The organism is Marinobacter flavimaris, assembly GCF_002933295.1.
Lineage (GTDB): Bacteria > Pseudomonadota > Gammaproteobacteria > Pseudomonadales > Oleiphilaceae > Marinobacter > Marinobacter flavimaris.
On record NZ_PSSW01000007.1, the window covers coordinates 1 to 22544 of the forward strand.

The following is a 22544-nucleotide window of genomic DNA, read 5'->3' on the forward strand; positions in this document are numbered from 1 at the left end:
GGCTCTGGCACTACAATCACGAACGACCCAATATGGGACTCGGAGGGATTACTCCTCAACAGAAGTTGGCCATGATGGCCTGAGGTCTACTTTTGAACCCCGCTAAAAATGGGGGGATTACCACCTGATGTGATGTATACCGCAAAGCAATTTTTTCTGAGGACGGGAAACCAAGAGAATAACCATCAAGCCAATACGGCGATGCTGTCTAACTTAATTCTCTTAAAAGGTGGAATATCACATGAACGCAATCAACAAGTTCTTTCTCGTTTTCTCTGTAATCGCTTTCTCTGCTTTCGCACAGGCTGAAGGTGTAAGCCAGGAAGATATCGAACGTGGAAACAATCCAGCGATCGAAACAGTCGAGCTTGGTATCAGCAACTAAGCTGATTACAACGAAGAAGGGCGGTCAAAGTGACCGCCCTTTTTTTTGCCTGGTTCGCTCACCAGTTTTCGTTAGCCGGAAGGCATAAAATGGAGCGGCGAACGCCGCTCTTTAGGTGAAAGAAACCAGTACCAGGAGACCGAAGAACACACTGATCACGGTCGTCAATCCGGACAGGCCTTCTTTGTCAGCGCCTCCCGTTACCCAACGCCTCAGCGCCTTCAGAAAGCGCCTGGGCGTGTAAATGTTTTTGCGATAATTGCTCTGGTAGTAATGCACAAGAAACAAAGGCATGGATTCACTATCGAAACGATGCCAGAGCTTCAGAACTCCAAGGATATCCTTGCGACAAGCCCAGCCCTGAAGGGGTGTTGGGAGCCAACTCAGGGGAATGGCTGAGCCGAAATCGATGATTGCAGGGTCGCCACGCCCCGAAACCAGAATGTTTCCGGAATTGCCAAGGTCCATGTGGGCCACGCCATGCTGGTGCAGGGTTTTCACATCCGTGAAAAGCTGTGAGAAAAAGTTGTCCGGTACACCCTTGCCTGCCGCAATCTCCTTTACCGGCCTTCCCTCGATCAGACGATAATGGATGGTGGGCGCGGCGTCTGATGGGCGCCTGACCTGATCGGGGGTGAAATCCAGGTGCTCGACTTTCCTCAGCATTCTGTACTCATGGGATGCAAGGAACCGGAAGTATGCCCCGAGAAGGCCCCGGGAGAATCGGAAAGCCTTGTACACGTCCCTGTTGCCACTCTGATCAGCATTTAAAGAAATGATTGGCTTGTACCATTTCTGGTCAGCGGTATCGGTGATTGCAGCAGGCTTCCAGCTGGAGCCCATAGACGAGCAGTTCGTTTGGCCGTTCATTCTCCCTCCCAACTCCAAAAAATGCAGATTATTGGGCAAGCTGGCCGGATCAATCGTGGTTCAACCGAGCCCTTGCCAATGCCGCAATTCGCGACATCTGCTTAGGATTATTGGGAGTTTTCGGGAGGCTGAATAATTCCGTTGCCGTATCTTTGTCATCACGGAAAATGATGAGTGAATGTTTAATTGTTTCAGGCGATGGCTTTTACTGCAGACCGGCCACAGGGCGAGTTGGTCATAATGTCGTGCCAGCGCTCGCGAAGGAGCCGTTCCACGTGGTTCCGCAACCACACGATTCCGGGATCACGGTCGTGGCGTGTGTGCCAGATGAGATACAGGCTGGTTGGATCTACTTCGAAAGGCAACTGCCCCATCCATAGCCCATCCACGAAGCCACAATCCTGGCTTATCAACTCGGGGACCGCTGCGATCAGGTTTGAATCCCTGAGGACCTGGGGAACAATCGAAAAATGGTTTACCGTCGCGGCAATGCGTCGGCTCTGGCCCTTCTGATCAAGGTAGCTGTCCACGAATCCGTGCGCATCCCCCGACATAGTCACGAGCAGGTGCCGGGCCTGGAGAAATTCCTCCATGGTAATCTGCCTGCCAGCCAGCGGGTGGTCGGCGCGCATCGCCAGAACATACCCGCCTTCAAACAACCACGTACTTCGCAAACTGTGATCGTGCTGGGTAAGCATGCCAACCGCGAGATCAACATGCGCCTCGCGCAAATCTTCGTACGTGCCCTCCGGCGTGTAGGGGACGGCGTGGATATCAACCCCCGGCGCCTGGTCCTCAAGAAGTTCAATCAGCTGTCGCCAGATCATTTCAACAGTCACATCCGTGACCGCTATGCGGAATTTCCGCTTTGAGGTTGCCGGATCAAACTGCGTGGCACTCACCGCATTCGTCAATGCGTACATGTGATCCCCCACCTGATCCCACAGACTGAGCGCGTAAGACGTTGGCTCGATGTTACGACCCTTTCGCACAAACAATGGATCGTTCCAGATCTGGCGCATTCGGGAAATCGCATTGGAGACGGCAGGCTGAGTCATGGAAAGTCGATCAGCTGCTCGGGTCACGGAGCGTTCGGTCATGATCGCATCAAAAATGTACAACAGCTGAAGTTCTTGCGTTTTCATTCAACGTTCCTGAAGGATGGACCCTGACAAGTCTGGCCCGGAAGAACCCGAACCGCAATTGCAGTATGAAGAAGCCTCCCGATGGGGAGGCCGCTGAAGAGGTTTACAAGTTTCCTTTCACGAACGTTCTCAGTTCACTCAGACTGCCGGCACCGGTTTTCTGGGCAATCACGCCACCATCCTGAAACAGTGCCAACGTTGGGATGCCCCTGATACGCATTTTCGCAGTCACATCGGGACTGTCGTCGACGTTCACTTTGGCGATGGTCAGCTCATCGCCAAACTCATCAGCGATTGCCTCCAACATGGGAGCTACTGTTTTACAGGGACCACACCAGGGTGCCCAGAAATCGACCAGCACAGGGCGATCACTCTGTACAACGGCCTGCTCAAAATTTACATCGGTTACTTCGATCATGTTGCTCATAAGTTCCACTCCTTTTACAAATAGATTGGTTCACACACTGCAGCCGGCTGCGCGGAAAAACCAATTACTGGACGGTATAAGTTCTATTTCCCCTAATGATGAGTGTCGGTCCGGACTTCAAAGCCGTTTGCTGAATACCAGCCCGCCCCAGGCCAGCGTGCGATTTCCCGTCCCGGATTTGATTTCGGAACTCTGAACACGCAACACATAACTGAGCTCGGTGCCCGCCAGGAAACTGTGGGTATAACCAGCCCATACTTCAGCCAGCAGGATGTTCAGATCATTGGCATCCAGTTCATGGTCCGATTCGCGAAACTGGCCTTGTAGAAAGGCGTTGTAAGCCCGGGCTTTCACCGACACCCCGCCCCAGAAATAATTCTCACGTCCGCCTGGTGCAGAAACTCCGGGCGCACGCTCACCGTAGGCCATCAGCTCGGGGTTAAATCGGTTGTCCGGAGAGGAAATCAGGCCATCCCGGAAAACCAATGCTGCTCCAAACTCGGTCAGGTATCCGACCGATCCGAAATAGGTCACTTTAAACTTTTGATCCGACTGGCTGGCATCCAGGTACTGGTGATACGCCGCCGAGTATCGGAAAGTCGGCTCACCACCATTCGAGATCTGATGGTCCCAACCGTTCGCGCGGTCGCTACCTACCACTTTGTGGACCGCGTTCTGGCCGGATTTGAATACATCGAGTCCCAGAACACCCACGGTCATGGATGTCGTCCAGCCCGAATCGACGCCGAGAGCCTGGTAACTCTGGCTTGAGGACAGGTAGACCAGACTGCTGTAGGGCCGATCACTACGATCAATCTCGGATTCCTTGATTTCCTCAGGGGTGAAGCCATACACCCCCAGCTCAATCGCGGCGCTTTGCGGGCTCCCTTCCTCTTGACCCAGATAGGGCAACACAAAACTGTCCAGACCCTGGCTCACCCTGGACACCGGATTCCCAATGAAATCCTCGGAATTGGAGGAATAGGTAATCGCTACACCCGCGGTGTAATCCCGATCCGTTTGCGTTGGCGCGAACAGGTCGTTGTCCGTGGAGAGCGCAAGCACCGAATCCGCCGACTCTGCCAGCGCTGACGAAGCCAAAACAACGCCCATAAGAGAAACGGTCAAAAATCGAAAAATCATAGCCAACTCCGAAATTGTGTCGGTAGAAAAGATGGCTGCTATTTTTCGAACTCCTGGCCCTCAGAACTAATCAAGCGTTGATATTTAAAACATCACCTCGGTTGATAGATAAGTAGTAATACGTGCGGTTTTTGGGCAGTCGTAATCAACCCCCATCACTGGCAATGATGTTTGCCATACCGTTTCAGAATTATTCCTCCACATTGTTCAGTCCCACAATTTGCTCATCTGATATCCGACCGATTCCGGTATCGGAGTCAGCTAAATCAACTCAAACTGTGGAGAATTGAAAATGCGTAAATTTGCACTGGTTACCCTGGCTTCCCTTATTACCGTGGCTGCCCTGCCCGCTCATGCGACCCTCGCAGACCGCAAATCAGACGAACCTCGCTCCGAGCAGGCTCAGCCCGCTCCCTACAGCGGCCAAATCGTGATTCGCGGTGAGATTCAGGATCGCGACGCCGACAACCATGCGGCCAAACCTGCTCCGTACAGCGGTCAGATCGTTATCCGTGGCCAGGTGCAGCCCGAAAGCCACGGTTGAGTCTCAGATGTCTCATTTGCGTCCTGGCACCATGGACGGTGCTTTTTTCAGTCTCGGGTTATGGTCGGAACGGTGAATGTGTAAATTCGACGATCTCTCGAACGACTTCCGGATTCCGCAACAGCCGGCTATGGCCATACCCCGTTGTATGGGTTAAACGGCTCCTTGGAAACGCCTCGTTCAGTGCAACGGATTCAGTAACCGGAACTTCCGAATCCGAATCATCATGGATGAGCAAAACGGGTACCTCGATTCCAGGCGCAAGCGCAATCAGATCCAATCGATCAACACTCAGTCCTACCGTTTCTTCCATGTCGCGAACAAAAAGACGTTTACTGCGCTCGCCAAGATTTACAAACCGGGCGAATCGACTTAGCACGCCCTCTATCGTTGCCGGGCCTGAAACCAGTACCAGACGGTCGAAGCACCCCCTGGCGGATTGGGCGTATACAAGGGCCGCAGCGCCCAGTGAATGCCCGATCGCAACATCAAAAGAACTCCCCACGTATTCATGGGCGTCCAGAACGGCCTCAATAAACCGTCCGGGATGAGATTTGGTGGCCGTTGAATCGCCATGGCCGGCCGGATGAACCGCATAAACGGTGCATTCATCCGGATCAATCTCACGGATCAGATCCCTGAATTGACCGATCCAACCCGACCACCCATGAAGGACCAGAACTTTCTTTGGCCCACTCCCATAAATTGACAGCAAGCCATCGTTATTGAGTGGCACCACCCTCTCAAACAATTCACGGGATGAGGCGCGCCTTTCGACCTTGATTCGGGGACTGGTCATCAATCCGACAGCTTTTGATGCCGCGCTGGATGGCAGCAATCGGCTGTAAACACCGAACGCAGCCTGAAACATATTCAGAGAAAGGTTCATTTCCGTCTTCCTAAATTAGTTGAACACCGGTTCTTCATCTTTATAAAGTGTATATACATCTTCAAAGACGATGCAAGCGTTAGTTGTTCATTTCTTGTACACGCAATCGCCTCAAGCGCCGAGTTCAGACAGATGGATAATTTTTCCAACCGTCCTGCCACCTCCTCCTTGGTCAAACTGCGGAGAATGGCACTCACATTCACGACCAGGGAGACAGCTCATGTCTGTCAGCTCACAAGCCACATCGTTTTCTTTGTACCACTACCGTTCATGCCCTTTTTGCGCATACACCCGCTCTGCGATGAAGCACATCGACATCGAAGTGGAAGAACGTGATATCGCCAGAAACCCGGCCTACCGCGAGGAACTGATCAAAGGTGGCGGCAGGGCACAGGTTCCTTGCCTGAGAATTGAATCGAACAGAGAGGTTCGCTGGCTGTACGAATCCCGGGACATCGTGCATTACCTCCAGCGCCATGCCGCCCAGTCGGCTGATCACAATCAAACCTTGTGAACGATCCTCACAACATTCAGGAGAGCGAAAATGCTCAAACGCAAAGTTGATGTTGCCATTATTGGCACAGGCACAGCCGGTATGGGTGCCTATCGCGAAGCTCGCAAACATACCGACAGCATCGCGCTGATTGAAGGGAGTCACTATGGCACCACTTGCGCACGTGTCGGCTGCATGCCCAGTAAGCTTCTGATTGCCGCCGCAGAAGCCTCCCATGGCGCCAGGCATGCGGGGATTTTCGGGCTTAATGTCCCGACGGTTGAAACCGACGGTGCTGCGGTCATGGAACGCGTTAGAAGAGAACGCGACCGGTTCGTCGGGTTTGTTGTTGACGATGTCGACGAGTTTGACGATAGCCATAAGGTGCGTGGTTACGCACGGTTCGTGGATACCCATCGTTTGCAGATTGATAACGGTCTTGAAATCACTGCCGACCGGATTGTTATTGCAACAGGTTCCAGACCGTTTATTCCTGAAGTACTGGAGGGCGCGGGTAACCGCCTGCTCGTTAACGACGATGTATTCGAACTGGAACATCTTCCGACATCCGTACTTGTTGTCGGGGCCGGTGTTATCGGTCTGGAATTGGGGCAGGCCCTAAGCCGACTCAACGTCAACGTTACGATGCTGTCGCGCAACGAATCGGTCGGTGGAATTGCCGACTCCGAAATCCGGAAAATTGCTGCGGATACTTTCCAGTCCGAATTTGATCTCGTCCTTCACGCGGAAGTTCTCGCAGCAAAGGAAACCCTGAACGGCGTGCAGGTGACCTATCGCACATCCGGAGGCATCGTTCACACGGTAGTGGTTGATTATGTACTGGCCGCAACCGGTCGCATTCCCAACACTGACAAACTCGGCCTCGAGAATACCGGCATCGCCCTGGATGCCCGCGGCGTTCCAGACTCTGATCGGTACACCATGCAAACCAGTGCACCGCACATATTCATTGCGGGTGACGCCAACAATGAGTTGCCCCTGTTACATGAGGCTTCAGATGAGGGGCGTATCGCGGGCAGCAACGCGGGAACCTTTCCCACTGTGGAACGCGGCCATCGAAGTGCCGGGTTGGGCGTTGTCTTTTCCGACCCCCAGGTTGCCAGCATAGGCAAGCGAGCGCACGAATTGGCGCCACACACCTTCATCACTGGGGCGGTCAGCTTTCACAACCAGGGAAGAAGCCGCGTAATGGCCAAAAACCAGGGCATGCTCAAGGTCTACGCAGACAAGCACAGCGGCATTCTGCTTGGCGCAGAAATGTTTGGACCGGCTGCGGAGCATATTGGTCACCTTCTGGCCTGGGCCGTGCAACAGTCTCTAACGGTAAACGAGATACTCGGGATGCCTTTCTATCACCCGGTTATTGAAGAAGGTGTTCGCACCGCCTTCCGGAATGCGGCAGAACAGTTGAAAAAGATAGAACGTGAGGAGGCATCCCATGCAGTTGCTTGAACTGTTCCGGCGTTACCACAAACAGGCGGCAAAGGTTGCCCTTGTAGTAGGTTCGATTCTATTGCTGATCAACCAACATGATGCGCTGTTTGGATATCAGAAAATTCAATGGCTGCCGGCAGTCTTGACCTACTGCGTCCCATTCTGCGTTTTCATGCTCGGTAAACTGTCCAGCGAACGGGATTGCCAGAGATCCTCCGGACTGAATGTGCCCGTTTCAAGGTATCGTTAACCACTCGAATATTGCCGCACTGTGTCTCAGTGCGGCGATATCATTCTTGAGGCAACCCCCTTAGCCTTTAGTGCTGCGTCCAGATCGCCTTCAACATGCGCTTTTACAATGGCGCCCTCTTTCAACAAAAACAGCGCATTAGCCAACTCTTCTGCATCGGCTTCTGAACTGCAGATTTCCCGGGTGTGCTGCTTCAGGAGTTCAAAAATCCTGGTCTTATGAGCCGCACATCGTTTGTGTACCGGGTGCTCGGGATCGCTGTACTCACCACAGGTATTGATAAAGAAGCACCCATAGAAACGATGCAGTGTCGGTACGCGATTGTTAAACCAATCATGCACCGCATCAAACATCTCCATGAGTGCCTCTCTTCCCGCGGGCTGACTGCTCATTCGCGACTCCAACCATTGGAAAAACAGTTTGTCGCGATGCTCGACAGCAGCCTCTACCAGGCTGTCCTTGCTCTCGAAATGATTGTAGAGCGTTTGCTTTGCTACACCTGACTCCTGGAGCACCTGGTTAATACCGATAGCGTGGATCCCATGTTCATAGAACAGTCTCAATGCCGTATCAATTAAAACCTGTCTTCGTCCCATCTGCGGACCTCCGTTTTTTCATTGAATATATCTTGACCAAATTAGACAGATCTGTCTAGAATTAAAAATAGACCGACTTGTCTACTTCAAGAAATACCACGCGCCGTTATGAACAGGGTGTTTTTTGACTGGTGTTGTTGTCGGTTTCATTAGCGAATCACCAGCGAACACGGCACGGAGAAGAGCACGATGGACATACAAATCAAAACTACCCGGCAGGCGCCCGTGTTTGGGCTTGAAGCTGATCTGATTGATGGCTTGCAGGCCGGACACCCGAAAGCCTTTGCGGAAGCTTACCGGAGATATCATCCGGTAATGCTGAGAGTTGCGGCCAAATATACCTCTGCAGCCGTTGCCGAAGATATCGCTCAGGAGGCCTGGATGGCGGCCATTGGAGCCATTGGGTCTTTCGAGGGCCGTTCGTCACTCAAGACCTGGCTGTGCCGTATTGTCACCAATAAAGCCTTCAACACGTATCGGGAAAATCGGAAAGAGTTTCCCGCAACGCCCAGCCTCGCCCTGTTATCCGATAGCTCTCAGGACAACCAATTTAGTGGCACCGCCGGGCATCTTAGCGAACCGGAGCTGGCTACCCAGACTGCAAAGGTTCAGGAACGCATTCGCGTTGAATTGAAGAAGATGAATCGGGACCACGCTAACGCGATTCTGCTGAAGGGCATGAGCCCCATGACAGGTTCGCAGGTGTCTGAAGTGCTGGAGATTTCTCACGGAAACCTGCGGGTCATTCTGCACCGTGCACGAAACGAGTTGGCCGCCCTGCTCTAATCAAGGCGGCCTTGTTACTGTGTTTTGCCACAACTGGAGAAACCCTATGAGTACCCAACGTCCACCACTACCTCCCTTCACACGGGAAAGTGCCATTGAAAAAGTCCGCCTTGCAGAAGATGGCTGGAACAGCCGTGACCCTGCGAAGGTCGCCCTCGCCTACACAGAGGACACACGCTGGCGCAACCGGGCCGAGTTCGCCAATGGCCGCAAACAGGTCGAGGAGTTCCTCACACGTAAATGGAATCGTGAGCTGGATTACCGCCTGATCAAGGAGCTGTGGGCTTACACTGACAACCGCATTGCCGTGAGATATGCCTACGAGTGGCACGACGACAGTGGAAACTGGTTCCGGTCCTACGGAAACGAAAACTGGGAATTCGATGCCGACGGCCTGATGCAGCGCCGTTTCGCATGCATCAACGACAGTCCCATCAAAGAGTCAGACAGGCTTTTCCATTGGCCACTCGGTCGTAGACCGGATGACCATCCTGGCCTCAGTGACCTGGGTCTCTGATGTTTGCGGCGTTGCGTTCCCTCCGGGAATGCTGCGCCATATCCCATTCCGGCGGCCCAGTGATACTTTAATGCCCACGGGCGCCGCCTTAATTTTCGCAATCTTCCCATCGCTTTTTCCCCGAGTTTGCTTCTCAGACATCCTGCCGAGTTTTCAGCACGATTCGCCGCCTTCCCGCCTTTGAAAAGCACTAGATTAGAGCCCTCAACGACTTGATCCACCTCTGAAAAAGGGTAAACGTCATGGACAAAAAGATCTCTGGGCTGGCGGCAGTGATCAGTGCGGCCTTTCTCTTCTCGGCAACAGCTCATGGCTCCGGGAGTCATGCTCCGATTATTGTCACAGGTTCCGGACAGCCGCCTTGCCTTGGATTAACGAGGGCAAAGTTCAAATCAGGCATATTGTGGTCGGAGTGCTTGCCAGCGACAGTATTGCGAAAGCCTCAACAATCCTTGGCTCGAACAGACCTCACGGCGCGTACATCAAGAACTTTGAGACCTTCCGAAGTGGAGGCATCGTGCCGGTACATGCAGCCTCGGAGCGAGGCAAAGCCCAGGTGGAAGCGAATAACCGCTTGATGTCCGACCTCGGCGTTAGTGCCACTCCCGGAATTTATTACAAAGATTCCACCGGTAATGTGAAGATGCGCCTTGGTCTGCCTCCAGAGAGTGAACTGAATCGCATCTTGAATCCCTAGGCCGCCAAGGGGACGGCTCATGGAGATTCGCGGCCGTCCCTTTGTTCATCCCAAAAACCGATCCCATCAGTGTTTAGGGGGGCCAAGAAAGGTGGTGGTGCCGGTTATCACTGCCCCTTCTTGATTCAGCGTACTGACCTCAAAAACAACGTCGTTGGCCCCGGAATCAAGGGAAGAGGATGGAACAGCGACAGATAATGGGACTTCAACCCGCTCACCTGCTCCAACGACGATACCTCCGGGACCTGTGGTTGAAAATTCTTCAAAACCGCCAACCTCGATCACCAGGTATCTCGGGCTACTGTCTTTATTGGTAAGCTTGAGCAAATAGCTGTTTTCAATGTTGCCCCCGCCTGTATAGCGATACATTCCGCGATCCCTCTCGACGTCGAGGGTTACCAGTGGTCTGGACGCCACGCCCCAGGAAAAAAGTCCAATCATCAAGGCGAGGAACACAAAATACCCCACCAGTCGTGGCCTCAGAAGGTTCGTTTTCCCTCCCTTCAGGTCGCGCTCGCTGGCGTAACGTACCAATCCACGGGCGTATCCCATCTTGTCCATGATCGAGTCGCAGGCGTCGATACACGCGGCACATCCGATACATTCCATTTGCAAGCCATCGCGGATATCGATACCGGTCGGGCATACCTGCACACACATCTGGCAATCGATGCAATCTCCAAGCTCTTGAGAGACCTGTAGATCGTCTTTTTTACGTGAGCCTCGCGGTTCCCCCCGCGCGGCATCGTAGGAAATAACCAGGGAATCGGCATCTACCATGGATGACTGAAAGCGGCCGTAGGGGCACATATGGAAACAGACTTTCTCCCTCAGCCATCCCGCATTCAGGTAGGTGGCGCTGGTAAAAAAGAAGATCCAGAAGACCGCCCAGCCCGAAGCTTCCATGGCAATAAGGTCAGCGACCAGGCCCCGGATAGGCGTGAAATACCCCACGAAGGTGATGGCCGTAACCAGTCCAATCAGCAACCAAAGACCATGTTTCATTCCCCGGCGAGCAACTTTATTGGCGGTGAGAGGTGCGGCATCGAGTTTGAGCCGCCTGTTCCGATCTCCCTCTGCCAATCGCTCTGCCCACAGGAAAACCCATGTCCAGACACTTTGCGGGCAGGCGTATCCACACCACACTCGACCCGCCAGAACCGTCAAAAAAAACAGGCCGAAGGCACAGATCAGGAGAATCGCGGCAAGCAACACCAGGTCTTCCGGCCAAAACGTCGCAGAGAAAATATGGAATTTCTTCTCTGCGAGATCCCAGAGCACAGCCTGCCTTCCGCCCCAATCCAGCCACGCGACACCGAAGTACAGTGCGAAAAGTACCAGTCCTCCCGCGATCCGGAGTCGGCGATAAACGCCGGAAAAGCTTCGGGGCTGGATTTTGTGGGTGGCCCCAGGGGCCGGAGCAGGAGATTCAATCTGTTTAACAGAGATCAGGCGACTCATTTGCTTCGCACCTATGCCATGGTCGATCAGAAACGGAAGGCAGGAGGATAATCGGTCGCGATGAATGGGGGCAGGACCACTTTTTTAAATTTTTATAGGGACAGTTGGTGGAAGTTCAGATCATTAATTCAGGGAGTCTCTTCAAGGCGGAAACACGGGCGGCGTTCCAGGGGTGAGCAAAGCTGATTCTAAGGCAGTTGGAGAACTTTCCGGATACAGAGAAGAGATTTCCCGGCGTAATAACAATCCCCTCCTCCAGCGCCCTGCCGTAGAGCCTCAGTGTGTCGACGTCTTCCTGAAGCTCTACCCAGAGAGCCAGACCACCATGGGGGGTTGTTACCCGCAGAGAGACGTTCCAGCCACTCAGAAGCTCAAGCAACTGATCCCGTCGCCGCCGCAAGTCCTGCCGGTGGCGGCGCAAAAACGACGCGTAACCGCCCTCAGCGATGAAACCTGCCACGCCTTCCTGGAGGAATCGGCTACTCGCCAACTGGGAGGTCAGTTTCAGTTTGAGGATTTCGTCATGCCATCTTCCACCTGAAACCCATCCAAGACGGAGATCGCGGGATAGAACTTTTGAAAAGGAACTGCAGTGGATAACCCGGGCAGAGGTGTCGATGGCTTTCAGTGTATCGGGCACGTTCAACCAGCCAGATTCAGCGTAAATGTCATCCTCGATGATGGCGACGTCATGGCGATCTGCCAGCGCCAGTAACCCTCTCCGCGCTTCAGTCGGCATGACAGAACCGGTAGGCGTAGCAAACGCTGGCGACACCACACAAGCTTTAACATCCCAGACCTTCAGTACATCCTCAAGCGCGCTCACATTCATGCCACTTTCCGGCGATGCAGGTATCTCGATCACCCGTAATTGAAGCTGTTCAAGTAGCTGCAGCACGCCATAAAACCCGGGAGTTTCCACCGCGACCACATCGCCACTCTTACAAACAGCCATCAGCGCGAGAAACAACGATTGCTGGCACCCCGACGTGATACAGAAGTCATCCGCTTGCGCAATCCAACCTCTTCGGGCGGCTCTCAGAGCGATCTGATTACGCAATTCCTGATCCCCTGCTGGCTCGTCATAGTACTGAAATCTTGTGGACTGCCGCCTCAGAGCCCGACCGATCGACCGGTTGAGTTGAATGATCCCCGGTGGCGGCTCATCCCGGTTACAAGCCGGCAGCAGATCAAAAGCCGCGCTGCGGGTCATTATGTCCTGGAATACCTGGCTTACCGACACAGGCTTTGGCTCGTCCGGCGTCGGTGCTTGCCCGGGAACCTCGAATTTGTTCTGGGGAGATACAACAAAAAAACCGCTGCGTTCCCGGGCCTCTATGAGCCCGAGCGCTTCCAGTCGCTGCAGCGCATGCTGCACAGTAATCTTGGAGAGATGATAGTCCTGGCAGAGTGATCTTATTGAGGGGAGCCGCTCGCCAGCTCGCCATCGACCCGTTTCAATCTGGTCTCGCAGGGTTACCTCAAGTTTCTGGTATCTCGGCAATGGCTTTGCCATGGTCTGATCTGTCTCCCCGCCTTCTCACAAAAAAGCCGGGCGCGGGCCCGGCAAACTGAGTTTACTCTCAAAAACGACAACAATTCACGCCAGTTGGGATACCTTTTGCTTCAGCCCGTCGATCCAGCTGGCCAGATCCTTCAGAGATTTGGACCCGGTTTCCTGACCCATGAACTGATCACGCCTGAGCAAAACCAGCGTTGGGATGGCTCGCACGCCGAACTTTGCTGCGATGTCATGCTTCTGATCCACATCAACCTTGATCACCGCTGTGTCTTGGTTCAATTCGCTGAACTGTTCCATAACCGGGTTCATCACTTTGCACGGTGCACACCAGGGAGCCCAGAAATCCAGCAACAACCACTCATGTCGATTTGCCAGATCGCCCAGCTCGTCAAACGTATTCAGATTTACAATCGGCACAACGAATTTCCTCCGGGGAAAGTTCTTCAGGAATAAAAAGGGCGTATTCGGCGAACAATGTCGATGCGAGGGTGAAAACCGAATACGCCAAGGGGTAAACAGGACCGGCTCAGGCTCTCCTCAAACGGTTTCCAACCAGTTTGTCCAGCGATAACAGGCCTGGGCCACACATGGCCAATGCCATCAGAATCAGGCCCCAGACCACGTGATACAGTTCGGCTGCGGGCGCGATCATTTCAAGGCTGATAACTGCAACAATGTTGATGACAAAAAGCCCCAGCGAGGACACAAGCGAGAACAGGCCAATCACCAGAAGAACCGGAAAAACCAGTTCTCCGAACGTTGCGAGGAAAGCTGCGATCTCGGGGCTCAACAGCGGAACGCTGTACTCTTCTTCAAACAGAAACAGTGTTGTTCCCCAGTCATCAATCTTTGTCAGGCCGGCTTTGAAGAAGACCCATGCTACGTAGAGACGTCCAAGAAGAAGTGCAACAGGTAGCATGCCGCCGACAATTCGCTGGACCGAATCGTTTAATCCATAAAAACTGTAAGCTAACGTTTTCATATCATTTTCCTCTCAATGAATGGTTCTGGCGCCGACGATGACCCTTTTTGAGATCATGTCTTGCAGCCAACCGGTAAAATTCGTTTCATCCAGAACACCTTCACCGAAGGCTTCGGCAATACTTGGCTGTTTTCTCAGCCGCTCCAGCAGCGCAATATCCTTTTCAGAAATGGCTTCCGCCATCCCTCGCCAACCCGATCGATAGACCAGGACGTTCTGGCCCCGGCCTTTGGCGATCATTCTTTTTGCCTGGGCAAAGCTGAGTGTGTCCTGCGGGGTGTGGCTTTTGTGTGCTTCCCATATGCTGGCGATCGGATAAACGGACCTGAAAAACTCAAGCCCGCTATTGAGAATGAGCCGACAGGTCGAAAGATCTTCGCCAATCGCAGAAAAGCTCTGGAAGTCCACTTCTTGATATTGGCTGCGCTCGACCCGGCCCACGTAGTTGTCGAGTCGCGCCACATCAGAGAGATAGGGAGCCCGGTCTGAAATCCGATGCGAGATGATCCAGCTCGGAAATCCCCAGCCGAAATCACTCCAATCGCCGCTCTGTTTCCGGATCACTCTGAAATAATCCAGGGCCAGTTCCTCGAAAGCAGACGGTCCTAGTAGTGCCTTTACCGTCGGATAGCTGTGCTCAAGGGCTCGAACCGCTTTCGCCTCTACGCCAAATCGATACACGTCTGAATTGGGCAGCCCAGGGTTCTTAATATCGCCGAACAGGAACGCCAGAAACTGGCTCTGATATTCAGACAGGTTCATGGCTTCGCTCCCTGTTCAATACACGGCGTTGTGCTTTCCTGGCCTTGATGGCTTCACCCTGAAGCTCGCGCCATGATGGAAGGTTGTTGTCCCACTCAATCAACGTGGGCCGCGGGCCGATCTTTCGGAGCACACGCCCATAGGCGTGCCACCCAGCCTCGGGTACCGGGCAGGCATGGTCATCGATCAGCAGTTCTTCCCGATCCACGGGCGTTGAGCCCGCAAGATGAATTTCCGCAATGGCGGAGTGATCGAGAGAGGCAACATAATCGTCAACAAAATCCGCCGGATCGCCTACTCGCGCATTACGGGCGTTCACCATCACGTTATTGATATCAAGGATTAAACCGCAGCCCGTGCGGGCAACGATTTCATTAAGAAAGGCGGCCTCGTCGAAGTCATTGTGGTCAAACTCGATGTACGCACAGACGTTCTCCACCGCGATCTGGCGGCCCAGCGCCTGTTGCATTCGGTCAATGTTGTTCGCCGCGTGCCTGAGACTGTCTTCGGTGTAGGGAATCGGCAGAAGATCACCACCATGAAAGAGCCGTCCACCGATCCTTGCCCAGGTAAAACACAGGTGGTCTGACACCAATATCGGGTCAACCCGATCCACAAGACGTTTGAGTCGCTTGAGGTAATCGTCAGGAATCGCCTCAACGGAGCCCAGACCTGCCGAAGTACCATGAAGGCTGATTGGCGTACTTGCCGAAACCTCCTTCAACACATCGACAGCGATTCCTGCCTCCGCAAAGAAATTCTCCGAGTGCACCTCAAGAAAATCTACCGAAGGGGTGTGCTCGAGAACGTCCTGATAATGGTCTGGTCGCAACCCTACCCCAACAGTGCTGCTCGCGAGTTCGGGCTTGGCTGGGACGTTGTCCTGACGATTACCCATGCCACTTAACCTTTGCTTTTCTCAGCAATGATTTTCAGGGCTGTTTCCTTGTCAAAGCCACCCAGATCTTCACAGGTGCCCTTCTCGACAATCTTGTACTCACCGGGGTCGTTGGCGACTTTGGACTGCCCTGCACAGGAGTGGGTACCGGCAAGGTTCGCACAATCGTTACCACCTACAGGCGAAATGCCGTAACACTTTTCTTTGCCACCTGCGTGAGCCAGGGGAGCAGACATGGCACCGGCCAATGCCGCGGCCAGTGCCGCACTGAAAAGAAGTTTCTGGTTCATATCGATCACCTTCACAGTTTGTTTCAGGGTCCTCGACCGAAAACGCCAAGGCCCCCGGGACGTGCTCATATCGTTGCCAGAGGATTACAGCTCGGCTGCTTCCACAGTTTTGATCTCGGGCCAGATGTCGTTGGCATTGGCGATGAAGCCAGGTACATCCGTGAGCCAACGCGTTTGCACGTCTTTGTTCAGGTTCAGGTAAAGCTTGTTGTCGACAATCCGCCAGGCTTCAGGATCAACGTCGAACTTCTTCTCCATGGTTACGCCGAACGCACAGTAGCCACCGTACTGGGGCGCGTAGGCACTGGGGTCGGCACGAAACAGATCACGATTCTCTGCGCTGGAGAAATGGTAGATCGCGTTCTTGTAGGTAGCGGTGTATTCGGCAGAACCTTTGGTAGCCTCTGAATCAGAGAAGTAGGCCACCGGGTCGTAACCGCTGATGGCAACATCATTGGCGTCGGCGTTCATGTCGATATCGGCAGCAAAAGCACCAGAGGCAGCGCTCAAGGCAGCAACAGCAACGAAGGCACGAAGTTTGTTGAAACGAGTCATTGGGTATCTCCTTTGAATGAATGATGACTACGTTTGAAACAATAAGGCTTCGAGCGGTACTGAATGCGTACGATCGTTCAAACTTCTATGCCAATTATCTGGAGTGCTTATGGACAGGCTTTCTTACATCCTCGACCAACTTAATGTGAACGCCGGCGTTTTCTTCCGGGGCCAGCTCTGCGGGCTGGCGTCCTTCGAAGAAGAAGGAACCGGCTACATCCACGTGCTTCGATCCGGAGTGCTCGACATTATTGAAGCGAACCGGGAGAAGCTCACGCTGTCAGAACCGACCATGATTTTTTCGGTTCGCTCCCAACCGCATCAGCTCTTTGGTGCCAATCGTGAGGGCGCGGAGATGATTTGCGCTTCAATCAAGTTCCAGACAGGTTCACGGAACCCTGTCCTGGACGCCCTGCCCGACTCCGTGGTGCTGCCTCTATCTTCGGTTCAGGGGCTTGGGTCCTTCGTGGATGTGCTGTTCGCGGAGGCCGAAGCGGCGCAGGAAGGGCGAGATGCCGTCATGAATCGCCTGGTTGAGGTGATATTTGTCAATGTGCTTCGGCATGTCGTCTCGGATGGAGAAACGCCGAAAGGTTTGTTGTCGGCATTGGCGGATAGGCAACTAAGTAAGGTACTAAGCTGCATCGACTCAAACCTGAATGGCGATCTGTCCGTGGACAGGATGGCAGAGGTTGCAACCATGTCCCGATCAACCTTCATTCAACATTTCAAGAACATCCTCGGATTGGCACCCGGCGAATACGTCCAGAACACCCGGATAGCTGCTGCGAAGAAGCTGATTCTCAAAGACAAACCCATGTCCATCATCTGCTTTGAAGTGGGCTACGAGGATGCATCGGGATTTTCCAGGGCCTTCAAGAAAAACACCGGGATGACACCCAGGGAATGGAAAAAATTGAACACGACAGCAGCGGAGGCAGTAAGCGCCAGCGTTGCCGAAAAAGCGCACGTTGCCTAGATACTGAAGGCGCAACAAAAAAGGGGGCAAGGATTACGAATCCTTGCCCCCTTTTTTGTGACTGTGTGCTATTTCAAAACGACCTGACCACGAATGACTTTCTGGCCTGAGTAAGGGCTGCTTACGGCCTCACCGTGATCATCAACATCTGATTTTCGATCGGCAAGAGAGGCGCTTGCAGACGCCGAGATCAGGGCAATAGAAACAAGTAGCAGTGCTTTGGAAGTGACGTTTTTCATAATGGGTTTTCTCCAGTGGTTGATGTCTACGAGAGAAATACTAACCACTGGAGCTGCCCGACAAATGGACAGGCGTTCTAGTTACTGGGCCGATTGTACAAACCGGGCTCAATGACGGTCAGCGGCCCACAATCAAGCTCCCGGGCGGCCATTGCTTTTGCCCAGCACGCCTTTGCCACACGCTCGATAACACTCCGGATCCAGATGATTCCGGGATCCCGGTCATGGCGGGTGTGCCACGCCAAGTACAGACTCGTTGGCTCCACGTCAATCGGTAGGCTTGTGAGCGAAATACCAGCACAAAACTCACAGTCTCCGGTGATGACCTCCGGAATCGTGGCTACCAGATCCGAATTCCTGAGCAAATTCGGCACTGCGGAGAAATGGTTGACGGTAACCGCCACTCTCCGCTCCAGTCCTCGCCTGTGCAGAGTGTCGTCTACAACACCGTGAGCCTCTCCAGACATGGTTGCAAGAAGGTGCTGGGCTGAAAGAAAAGACTCGAGATCGACGGGCCGCCCGCTCAGCTCGTGCCCGCTCCTCATAGCAAGAACGTAGCCGGTATCGAAGAGCCATAGGCTTCTGAGGCTGTGATCATGCTGCTCGAAAAAACCGATCACAAAGTCCACGCTGGCCTCGCGCAGATGGTTTGCTGCGGTAGCCGGCGAGAAAGGAACCGCATGCAAGTCAATGCCCGGAGCCGCCTCTTGTAACTCGGAAACCAGCGGTTGCCAGACCATCTCAAGAATAAGGTCGGTGACAGCAACCCGGAACGTCCGACGCGACTCGCTTGGCGTAAAGCGCGTGGAATTTACCGCGTTGGAGAGCTCGTGCAAGGGATTGCGGATCTGGTCCCAGAGACTCTGGGCATAGGAGGTTGGCTCCACCTGCCGCCCCCGTTTTACAAAGAGAGGATCTTTCCAGGCCGTTCGCATTCTTGAGACCACATTTGAAACGGCGGGCTGGGTCATGCCGAGACGATCCGCCGCTCTGGTGATGGAACCTTCCGTCATAATCGCGCTGAATACGTGCAGTAGGTTGAGTTCCTGGTTTTTCATAATGCCTCGCTTGTCATTGGGAGACTGAGAAAACTGACGCCTATTGCACAGACGTTCGCAACACCAATCTGTTACGGAACAGATGTCTTAATTCACTCGGTCTTGTCCAGTGGCTCGCTGGACTATTCGGGGGATGAAACCTACCATCATGCATATACACTTCATTTATCGGATTGCCATCATGGTCGACCACTCATCACAAGAAACAACGCCGCTGGATGTTGCCAGAACCTGCGCCGCCCTCTACTCCCGCGTTTTCTCACGCCTGGTAACCCGTCATTACAACCATCACCTGGCGGAGACAGGGCTTCGGATCACACAGTTCTCCATACTCAACGCAATCAAGCTTTCTCCGCCCAACTCCATAAACGAACTTGCGGAACTCCTCGGGATGGAGAGAACTTCACTCCAGAGAACGGTCGAAAAGCTGATTGCCAAGGGGCTCCTCGAGTCCCGGCCGACGGGGCAAAAACGTTCCCTGGGCCTCTCTCTGACGCAAGAGGGCGAGGACATCTACCAACAGGCCCTCGCAAGGTGGGAAGACGCGCACAATGAATTCACGGAGATGGTAGGGGCCGATGACTGGTCAGAGACTGTCGGCAAGTTAAGGCGCTATAGCGTCAAACTGCAGTCGACCCTCTGAAGCGCTCAGCCATCGTTGGCCATTGAGTCAATCAACGCTTCAACTTCTGACTGCGTGTATCGCGGGGTTATGTGCTGCGGACAGTTCCAGTCGAACGCTTCAACACGGATGATCACGCCCCTTTCAACCAGTGCTTTGTAATCGCTGTCGCTCAGTTGCTCCAGAATCCCCGGCTGTTCGGGGCCAACCAGAGTCATTCGTCCGAGCAGTTTGAGTCTCCTCCTGTTCGGATAATCCATCAGGAAAAGCGAGACGCGATCATTGGTGAGTACGTTGCCCGTGGTGATGTACTGGCGATTGCCAGAGTAATCGGCAAAGCCGATTGTCGACTGATCAATCACCTTCAGAAAGCCGGCCGGCCCGCCCCGATGCTGGATGTAGGGCCAGCCGGTTTCGCCAACACTGGCGATGTAAAAACTGTCACGGGCCTCAATAAAACCGCGTTCGCGATCCCTCAGAACGTTATTGCGGTCAGGACCGGTCTCAATGGATGCATAACCGGAGCGACTGCCCATTTCCTCCTGAACCTGTTTTACGGTTCTGGTAAACGCTATTTCTGCAAATTTGTGCGCCATCTTGGGCTCCTGCGGATTCTGCTACGTTGGCGTTCCTATTCGCTATCAGTAACCCGACCGGCCCAGATGTTACGGCGCACAGCCATTATTTTTCGGCAGTCTGTGCCGAGTTAACCAGAGCAATGACTCGCGTAGCCACGCCCTGCTCTCCCTTCACCGGCGAATAGCTAGCCTCTAACCAGAGTTCGTGTCCGTCAGCGTGGACAGCTGGAAAGCGTCCCTTTTTAACATTACCGGTAACCAGCTCACGCCAGAACCGGATGTAGTCTTCGCTTTTCGCGTAGTCGTTGGTGCAAAGAACCCGATGGTGCTGACCGATCAAGGCCTCTGGCTGATAGCCGAGCAAGTCCAACAACCTGTGGTTCGCCCGCTCGATAATGCCATCCTGCGTCATAACGAGAACCGCCATGGCTTTCTCAACGGCCTGGAAATCCGATTCCAGTTCCTGAATACGGTTTTCGGCAGCCTCAAGCTTTGCGAGCGCTTCCTGTAATTCCAGTTTCTTTCGGTTGTAAAACGCCATCAGAGGCGGCTCCTGTCTGAAAGGTCTGTTCTTCGGTATGGGAGCAAATTAATGGCTGTTGCCCCTCCCCAGAACCTTACGTTGCCGCCTTTAACCGGATCAGGGAGTCAACGGCTCACTGGAGCGCCTTTTCCACCGCCTCCAGAAAACCAATCATATCGACCACTTGTTCCGAATCCGGTTCCACGGTCTTGCCTTTAAGATCGGCAGTGACAATGCCCCGGTCAACGGTGTCGGTCAATGCTGCCTTCAGTTGCACCGCATACTGGCTCAGGGGCTCGTTGCCTTCGCGCTCACCCAGAGTTTCCAAGGCGTTGCCCAGCGCAAAAATCAGCGCCGATGGGTTGAAATGAGCTACCTTACCGTCGCTCTCGAGATACTTCAGGTAAAGATCATGGGCGGTGCCATGGGGCGCCTCGAACAGCATGGTTCCGTCTTTGCTCTCGATGATTGAACTGGCCGTCGCCAGGCTTCCCCCGAGAGCGGCGGAAATGTCCGAGAAGATATCGCCGTCGAGGTTCTGGGAGGGATAAAGCGCATTTCTCGGTGGATCCGTGATCATCTTTTTTAGCTGGCTGGACGGCCGCATGATCATGAACGAGGGCGGCGGTGTATGCTCACTGGCCAGTTCCCTGCGCACTTCGGTAATGACCTCGCTGTAGACTTCGTCGTACTCCATGTACTCGCGCTTGAGACCGAAATACACCTCTTTGTCCTTGCGCGAGGCATCCCGAAAGACTTGCAGAACCCAGTCTTTGATGGCTTCACGGTCATTGGACATAAGCAACATTGGGTCGCCTTTCCGAACCCGGCGGGCATGCTTCTCCTCACCGTCGACGATCACCTTGAGAATGCCATCCTCCTTGGCCGCCATGTTAAAGCTACCATACTGGTCGCCGCCGCCAGCGCTCATACGTGAGATGGACACATGAGCCCCGCGGCCTGGAATGCCGAATTCCTTGAGTTGGTTCACCAGCTTGAGCAGTTTGCGCCCGGTGGTGTTATCCGGCACACCCCAGAGCGCACGCTCCGGCGGATTGGAAACAATGCGGGCTGCCTGGGCATCAATCAGTTCGTAGTAGTAATTCAGCCCCAGGTCTTCAATCTGCTTCTTGTAGTCACTGTGATAGATGTCCTCGATCACCGAGCGCATGGCCCCATCGTAGCCGGGGATCACCGTATCCTTGAGGCCGAGGTATACGTCTCGCTTTTCTGCGATTGCACGCCGGAAAAAGCGATGCGCCCAGGCTTTCACATCCTCGATGTCATTCGTCGCAAGCAGCCACGGATCGCCTTTGCGAATCTCTCGGCGATGAAGCTCTACCGGGTCGCCACTGCTGCCCACAAACATCAGCTTGACCACGCCGGTTGCCAGGGAAAGCTGGTTAAAGCTGTCCTTGATGCCGCCGAATTCCATGGTATCCACCTCAATGTCACGCCCGACCCACTGGGGGCGGCGGATGTTGAGGTTGCGGAACTGGATATCCTCGCGGGTAATATTGCCACTGATGCCCTTGCGGATCGCACCATTGGGGGACTTGGTCGCCAGCGGGTGCAGATTTTCGCCATCCACATCCGGGTGTTTCCTGAGCAAGTCCTCCAACTGCTGGCGGTTTACCGTCATGCCAGCGTTCTTTACACCCACTCCGTGGCGTTGGAGCGAATCGATGGCATCAATAACCACCTGGCCATTGGTCAGCAGCCGGTTTTCCGCGGACAGATCGATTTCCTCAAGCTGAATATCAAGCCGTGAGCTCACAAACTTCTTGAGAATGTGTTCAAACGCAACCTGAGCCATCTCGTCGCCGTGAAGGATTACAAGGGGCGAGGTCACACTGATTCTACTGTCCATGAAAATCT

At 53.9% G+C, this 22544-nt stretch carries 29 protein-coding genes; 10 read left to right on the plus strand and 19 right to left on the minus strand.

Annotated features, from left to right (window positions below; all coding sequences use genetic code 11):
* Nucleotides 1-241: 241 nt before the first annotated feature.
* Complete coding sequence (locus MDHKLMBL_RS20995) at nucleotides 242-385, plus strand: hypothetical protein (protein ID WP_167450406.1); 144 nt, start codon at nucleotides 242-244, stop codon at nucleotides 383-385.
* Between the two features lie 111 nt (nucleotides 386-496).
* Here the strand turns inward: MDHKLMBL_RS20995 and MDHKLMBL_RS13280 are convergent, their stop codons facing one another.
* The 4 genes from MDHKLMBL_RS13280 to MDHKLMBL_RS13295 all read right to left on the minus strand — a co-directional run bounded on the left by MDHKLMBL_RS13280 (nucleotide 497) and on the right by MDHKLMBL_RS13295 (nucleotide 3970).
* Nucleotides 497-1255, minus strand: coding sequence for a BUD32 family EKC/KEOPS complex subunit (locus MDHKLMBL_RS13280; RefSeq protein ID WP_041645203.1), 759 nt, complete (start codon nucleotides 1253-1255; stop codon nucleotides 497-499).
* A gap of 191 nt (nucleotides 1256-1446) precedes the next feature.
* The gene (locus tag MDHKLMBL_RS13285) at nucleotides 1447-2400 is read right to left on the minus strand and encodes a LysR family transcriptional regulator (RefSeq protein ID WP_104270994.1); all 954 of its coding nucleotides are present in this window, start codon (nucleotides 2398-2400) and stop codon (nucleotides 1447-1449) included.
* A gap of 103 nt (nucleotides 2401-2503) precedes the next feature.
* The gene (gene trxA / locus MDHKLMBL_RS13290) at nucleotides 2504-2827 is read right to left on the minus strand and encodes a thioredoxin (protein WP_104270995.1); all 324 of its coding nucleotides are present in this window, start codon (nucleotides 2825-2827) and stop codon (nucleotides 2504-2506) included.
* Between the two features lie 117 nt (nucleotides 2828-2944).
* Nucleotides 2945-3970, minus strand: a complete 1026-nt coding sequence (locus MDHKLMBL_RS13295) for a lipid A deacylase LpxR family protein (RefSeq protein WP_241956233.1) — start codon at nucleotides 3968-3970, stop codon at nucleotides 2945-2947.
* 292 nt (nucleotides 3971-4262) lie between these two features.
* Here MDHKLMBL_RS13295 and MDHKLMBL_RS13300 point away from each other — a divergent pair, with 292 nt between their 5' ends.
* Complete coding sequence (locus MDHKLMBL_RS13300; protein WP_088557304.1) at nucleotides 4263-4514, plus strand: hypothetical protein; 252 nt, start codon at nucleotides 4263-4265, stop codon at nucleotides 4512-4514.
* A 58-nt stretch (nucleotides 4515-4572) separates the two neighbouring features.
* On the opposite strand, the gene MDHKLMBL_RS13305 is transcribed toward MDHKLMBL_RS13300, so the two are convergent.
* A complete protein-coding gene (locus MDHKLMBL_RS13305) occupies nucleotides 4573-5403 on the minus strand; it encodes an alpha/beta fold hydrolase (RefSeq protein ID WP_104270996.1) in 831 nt (276 codons plus the stop codon).
* Nucleotides 5404-5623: 220 nt separating this feature from the next.
* On the opposite strand from MDHKLMBL_RS13305, the gene MDHKLMBL_RS13310 reads away from it, so the two are divergent.
* The 3 genes from MDHKLMBL_RS13310 to nrtS are packed head-to-tail and all read left to right on the plus strand — an operon-like array spanning nucleotide 5624 to nucleotide 7601.
* Nucleotides 5624-5917: a glutaredoxin family protein gene (locus MDHKLMBL_RS13310; RefSeq protein WP_241956234.1), complete on the plus strand. Its 294-nt coding sequence runs from the start codon at nucleotides 5624-5626 to the stop codon at nucleotides 5915-5917.
* 30 nt (nucleotides 5918-5947) lie between these two features.
* Nucleotides 5948-7369 (plus strand): dihydrolipoyl dehydrogenase, encoded by a 1422-nt coding sequence (locus MDHKLMBL_RS13315; protein ID WP_104270997.1) that lies wholly within the window; start codon nucleotides 5948-5950, stop codon nucleotides 7367-7369.
* Nucleotides 7356-7601, plus strand: a complete 246-nt coding sequence (gene nrtS, locus MDHKLMBL_RS13320; RefSeq protein WP_014577039.1) for a nitrate/nitrite transporter NrtS — start codon at nucleotides 7356-7358, stop codon at nucleotides 7599-7601. Before MDHKLMBL_RS13315 ends, nrtS begins: the two co-directional genes overlap by 14 nt.
* 26 nt (nucleotides 7602-7627) lie before the next feature.
* Here nrtS and MDHKLMBL_RS13325 read toward each other — a convergent pair whose 3' ends face one another.
* The gene (locus tag MDHKLMBL_RS13325) at nucleotides 7628-8197 is read right to left on the minus strand and encodes a TetR/AcrR family transcriptional regulator (protein WP_104270998.1); all 570 of its coding nucleotides are present in this window, start codon (nucleotides 8195-8197) and stop codon (nucleotides 7628-7630) included.
* A 189-nt stretch (nucleotides 8198-8386) separates the two neighbouring features.
* Here MDHKLMBL_RS13325 and MDHKLMBL_RS13330 point away from each other — a divergent pair, with 189 nt between their 5' ends.
* The 3 genes from MDHKLMBL_RS13330 (at nucleotide 8387) to MDHKLMBL_RS13340 (ending at nucleotide 10197) form a co-directional block, all read left to right on the plus strand.
* Complete coding sequence (locus MDHKLMBL_RS13330) at nucleotides 8387-8983, plus strand: RNA polymerase sigma factor (RefSeq protein WP_049784467.1); 597 nt, start codon at nucleotides 8387-8389, stop codon at nucleotides 8981-8983.
* Nucleotides 8984-9029: 46 nt separating this feature from the next.
* The gene (locus MDHKLMBL_RS13335) at nucleotides 9030-9500 is read left to right on the plus strand and encodes a nuclear transport factor 2 family protein (RefSeq protein ID WP_088557309.1); all 471 of its coding nucleotides are present in this window, start codon (nucleotides 9030-9032) and stop codon (nucleotides 9498-9500) included.
* Between the two features lie 361 nt (nucleotides 9501-9861).
* Nucleotides 9862-10197: a hypothetical protein gene (locus tag MDHKLMBL_RS13340; protein WP_241956235.1), complete on the plus strand. Its 336-nt coding sequence runs from the start codon at nucleotides 9862-9864 to the stop codon at nucleotides 10195-10197.
* Nucleotides 10198-10263: 66 nt separating this feature from the next.
* Here the strand turns inward: MDHKLMBL_RS13340 and ccoG are convergent, their stop codons facing one another.
* The 8 genes from ccoG to MDHKLMBL_RS13380 all read right to left on the minus strand — a co-directional run bounded on the left by ccoG (nucleotide 10264) and on the right by MDHKLMBL_RS13380 (nucleotide 16667).
* Nucleotides 10264-11658 (minus strand): cytochrome c oxidase accessory protein CcoG, encoded by a 1395-nt coding sequence (ccoG, locus tag MDHKLMBL_RS13345; RefSeq protein ID WP_104270999.1) that lies wholly within the window; start codon nucleotides 11656-11658, stop codon nucleotides 10264-10266.
* A 115-nt stretch (nucleotides 11659-11773) separates the two neighbouring features.
* Entirely contained in the window at nucleotides 11774-13174 is a 1401-nt protein-coding gene (locus MDHKLMBL_RS13350) for an aminotransferase-like domain-containing protein (protein ID WP_104271000.1), read from the minus strand.
* A gap of 84 nt (nucleotides 13175-13258) precedes the next feature.
* Entirely contained in the window at nucleotides 13259-13597 is a 339-nt protein-coding gene (locus MDHKLMBL_RS13355; protein WP_104271001.1) for a thioredoxin family protein, read from the minus strand.
* Nucleotides 13598-13706: 109 nt separating this feature from the next.
* Nucleotides 13707-14162 (minus strand): DoxX family protein, encoded by a 456-nt coding sequence (locus MDHKLMBL_RS13360; RefSeq protein ID WP_062784359.1) that lies wholly within the window; start codon nucleotides 14160-14162, stop codon nucleotides 13707-13709.
* A 12-nt stretch (nucleotides 14163-14174) separates the two neighbouring features.
* Nucleotides 14175-14924 carry an HvfC/BufC N-terminal domain-containing protein gene (locus tag MDHKLMBL_RS13365; RefSeq protein ID WP_104271002.1) on the minus strand — a complete coding sequence of 250 codons (750 nt, stop codon included), beginning with the start codon at nucleotides 14922-14924 and terminating at the stop codon, nucleotides 14175-14177.
* Nucleotides 14911-15822, minus strand: coding sequence for an MbnB/TglH/ChrH family RiPP precursor modification enzyme (locus MDHKLMBL_RS13370; protein ID WP_104271003.1), 912 nt, complete (start codon nucleotides 15820-15822; stop codon nucleotides 14911-14913). Before MDHKLMBL_RS13370 ends, MDHKLMBL_RS13365 begins: the two co-directional genes overlap by 14 nt.
* A gap of 5 nt (nucleotides 15823-15827) precedes the next feature.
* Nucleotides 15828-16112 (minus strand): BufA1 family periplasmic bufferin-type metallophore, encoded by a 285-nt coding sequence (locus tag MDHKLMBL_RS13375; RefSeq protein WP_014421587.1) that lies wholly within the window; start codon nucleotides 16110-16112, stop codon nucleotides 15828-15830.
* Nucleotides 16113-16196: 84 nt separating this feature from the next.
* Entirely contained in the window at nucleotides 16197-16667 is a 471-nt protein-coding gene (locus MDHKLMBL_RS13380) for a YHS domain-containing (seleno)protein (protein WP_062784365.1), read from the minus strand.
* Between the two features lie 109 nt (nucleotides 16668-16776).
* On the opposite strand from MDHKLMBL_RS13380, the gene MDHKLMBL_RS13385 reads away from it, so the two are divergent.
* Nucleotides 16777-17646, plus strand: coding sequence for an AraC family transcriptional regulator (locus MDHKLMBL_RS13385; protein WP_104271004.1), 870 nt, complete (start codon nucleotides 16777-16779; stop codon nucleotides 17644-17646).
* A 68-nt stretch (nucleotides 17647-17714) separates the two neighbouring features.
* Here the strand turns inward: MDHKLMBL_RS13385 and MDHKLMBL_RS21000 are convergent, their stop codons facing one another.
* Entirely contained in the window at nucleotides 17715-17885 is a 171-nt protein-coding gene (locus MDHKLMBL_RS21000; RefSeq protein ID WP_014577024.1) for a hypothetical protein, read from the minus strand.
* Between the two features lie 77 nt (nucleotides 17886-17962).
* Entirely contained in the window at nucleotides 17963-18943 is a 981-nt protein-coding gene (locus MDHKLMBL_RS13390) for a LysR family transcriptional regulator (RefSeq protein ID WP_014577023.1), read from the minus strand.
* Between the two features lie 148 nt (nucleotides 18944-19091).
* Between MDHKLMBL_RS13390 and MDHKLMBL_RS13395 the strand changes: the two genes are divergently transcribed.
* Entirely contained in the window at nucleotides 19092-19586 is a 495-nt protein-coding gene (locus tag MDHKLMBL_RS13395) for a MarR family winged helix-turn-helix transcriptional regulator (protein WP_227499729.1), read from the plus strand.
* A gap of 5 nt (nucleotides 19587-19591) precedes the next feature.
* Here the strand turns inward: MDHKLMBL_RS13395 and MDHKLMBL_RS13400 are convergent, their stop codons facing one another.
* From MDHKLMBL_RS13400 to MDHKLMBL_RS13410, 3 genes are all read right to left on the minus strand, one after another.
* The gene (locus tag MDHKLMBL_RS13400) at nucleotides 19592-20161 is read right to left on the minus strand and encodes a pyridoxamine 5'-phosphate oxidase family protein (protein WP_014577021.1); all 570 of its coding nucleotides are present in this window, start codon (nucleotides 20159-20161) and stop codon (nucleotides 19592-19594) included.
* An 85-nt stretch (nucleotides 20162-20246) separates the two neighbouring features.
* A complete protein-coding gene (locus tag MDHKLMBL_RS13405) occupies nucleotides 20247-20684 on the minus strand; it encodes a PAS domain S-box protein (RefSeq protein ID WP_104271005.1) in 438 nt (145 codons plus the stop codon).
* A gap of 115 nt (nucleotides 20685-20799) precedes the next feature.
* On the minus strand, nucleotides 20800-22536 hold the full coding sequence (locus MDHKLMBL_RS13410; protein ID WP_104271006.1) for an isocitrate/isopropylmalate family dehydrogenase: 1737 nt from the start codon (nucleotides 22534-22536) through the stop codon (nucleotides 20800-20802).
* Nucleotides 22537-22544 lie beyond the last annotated feature (8 nt).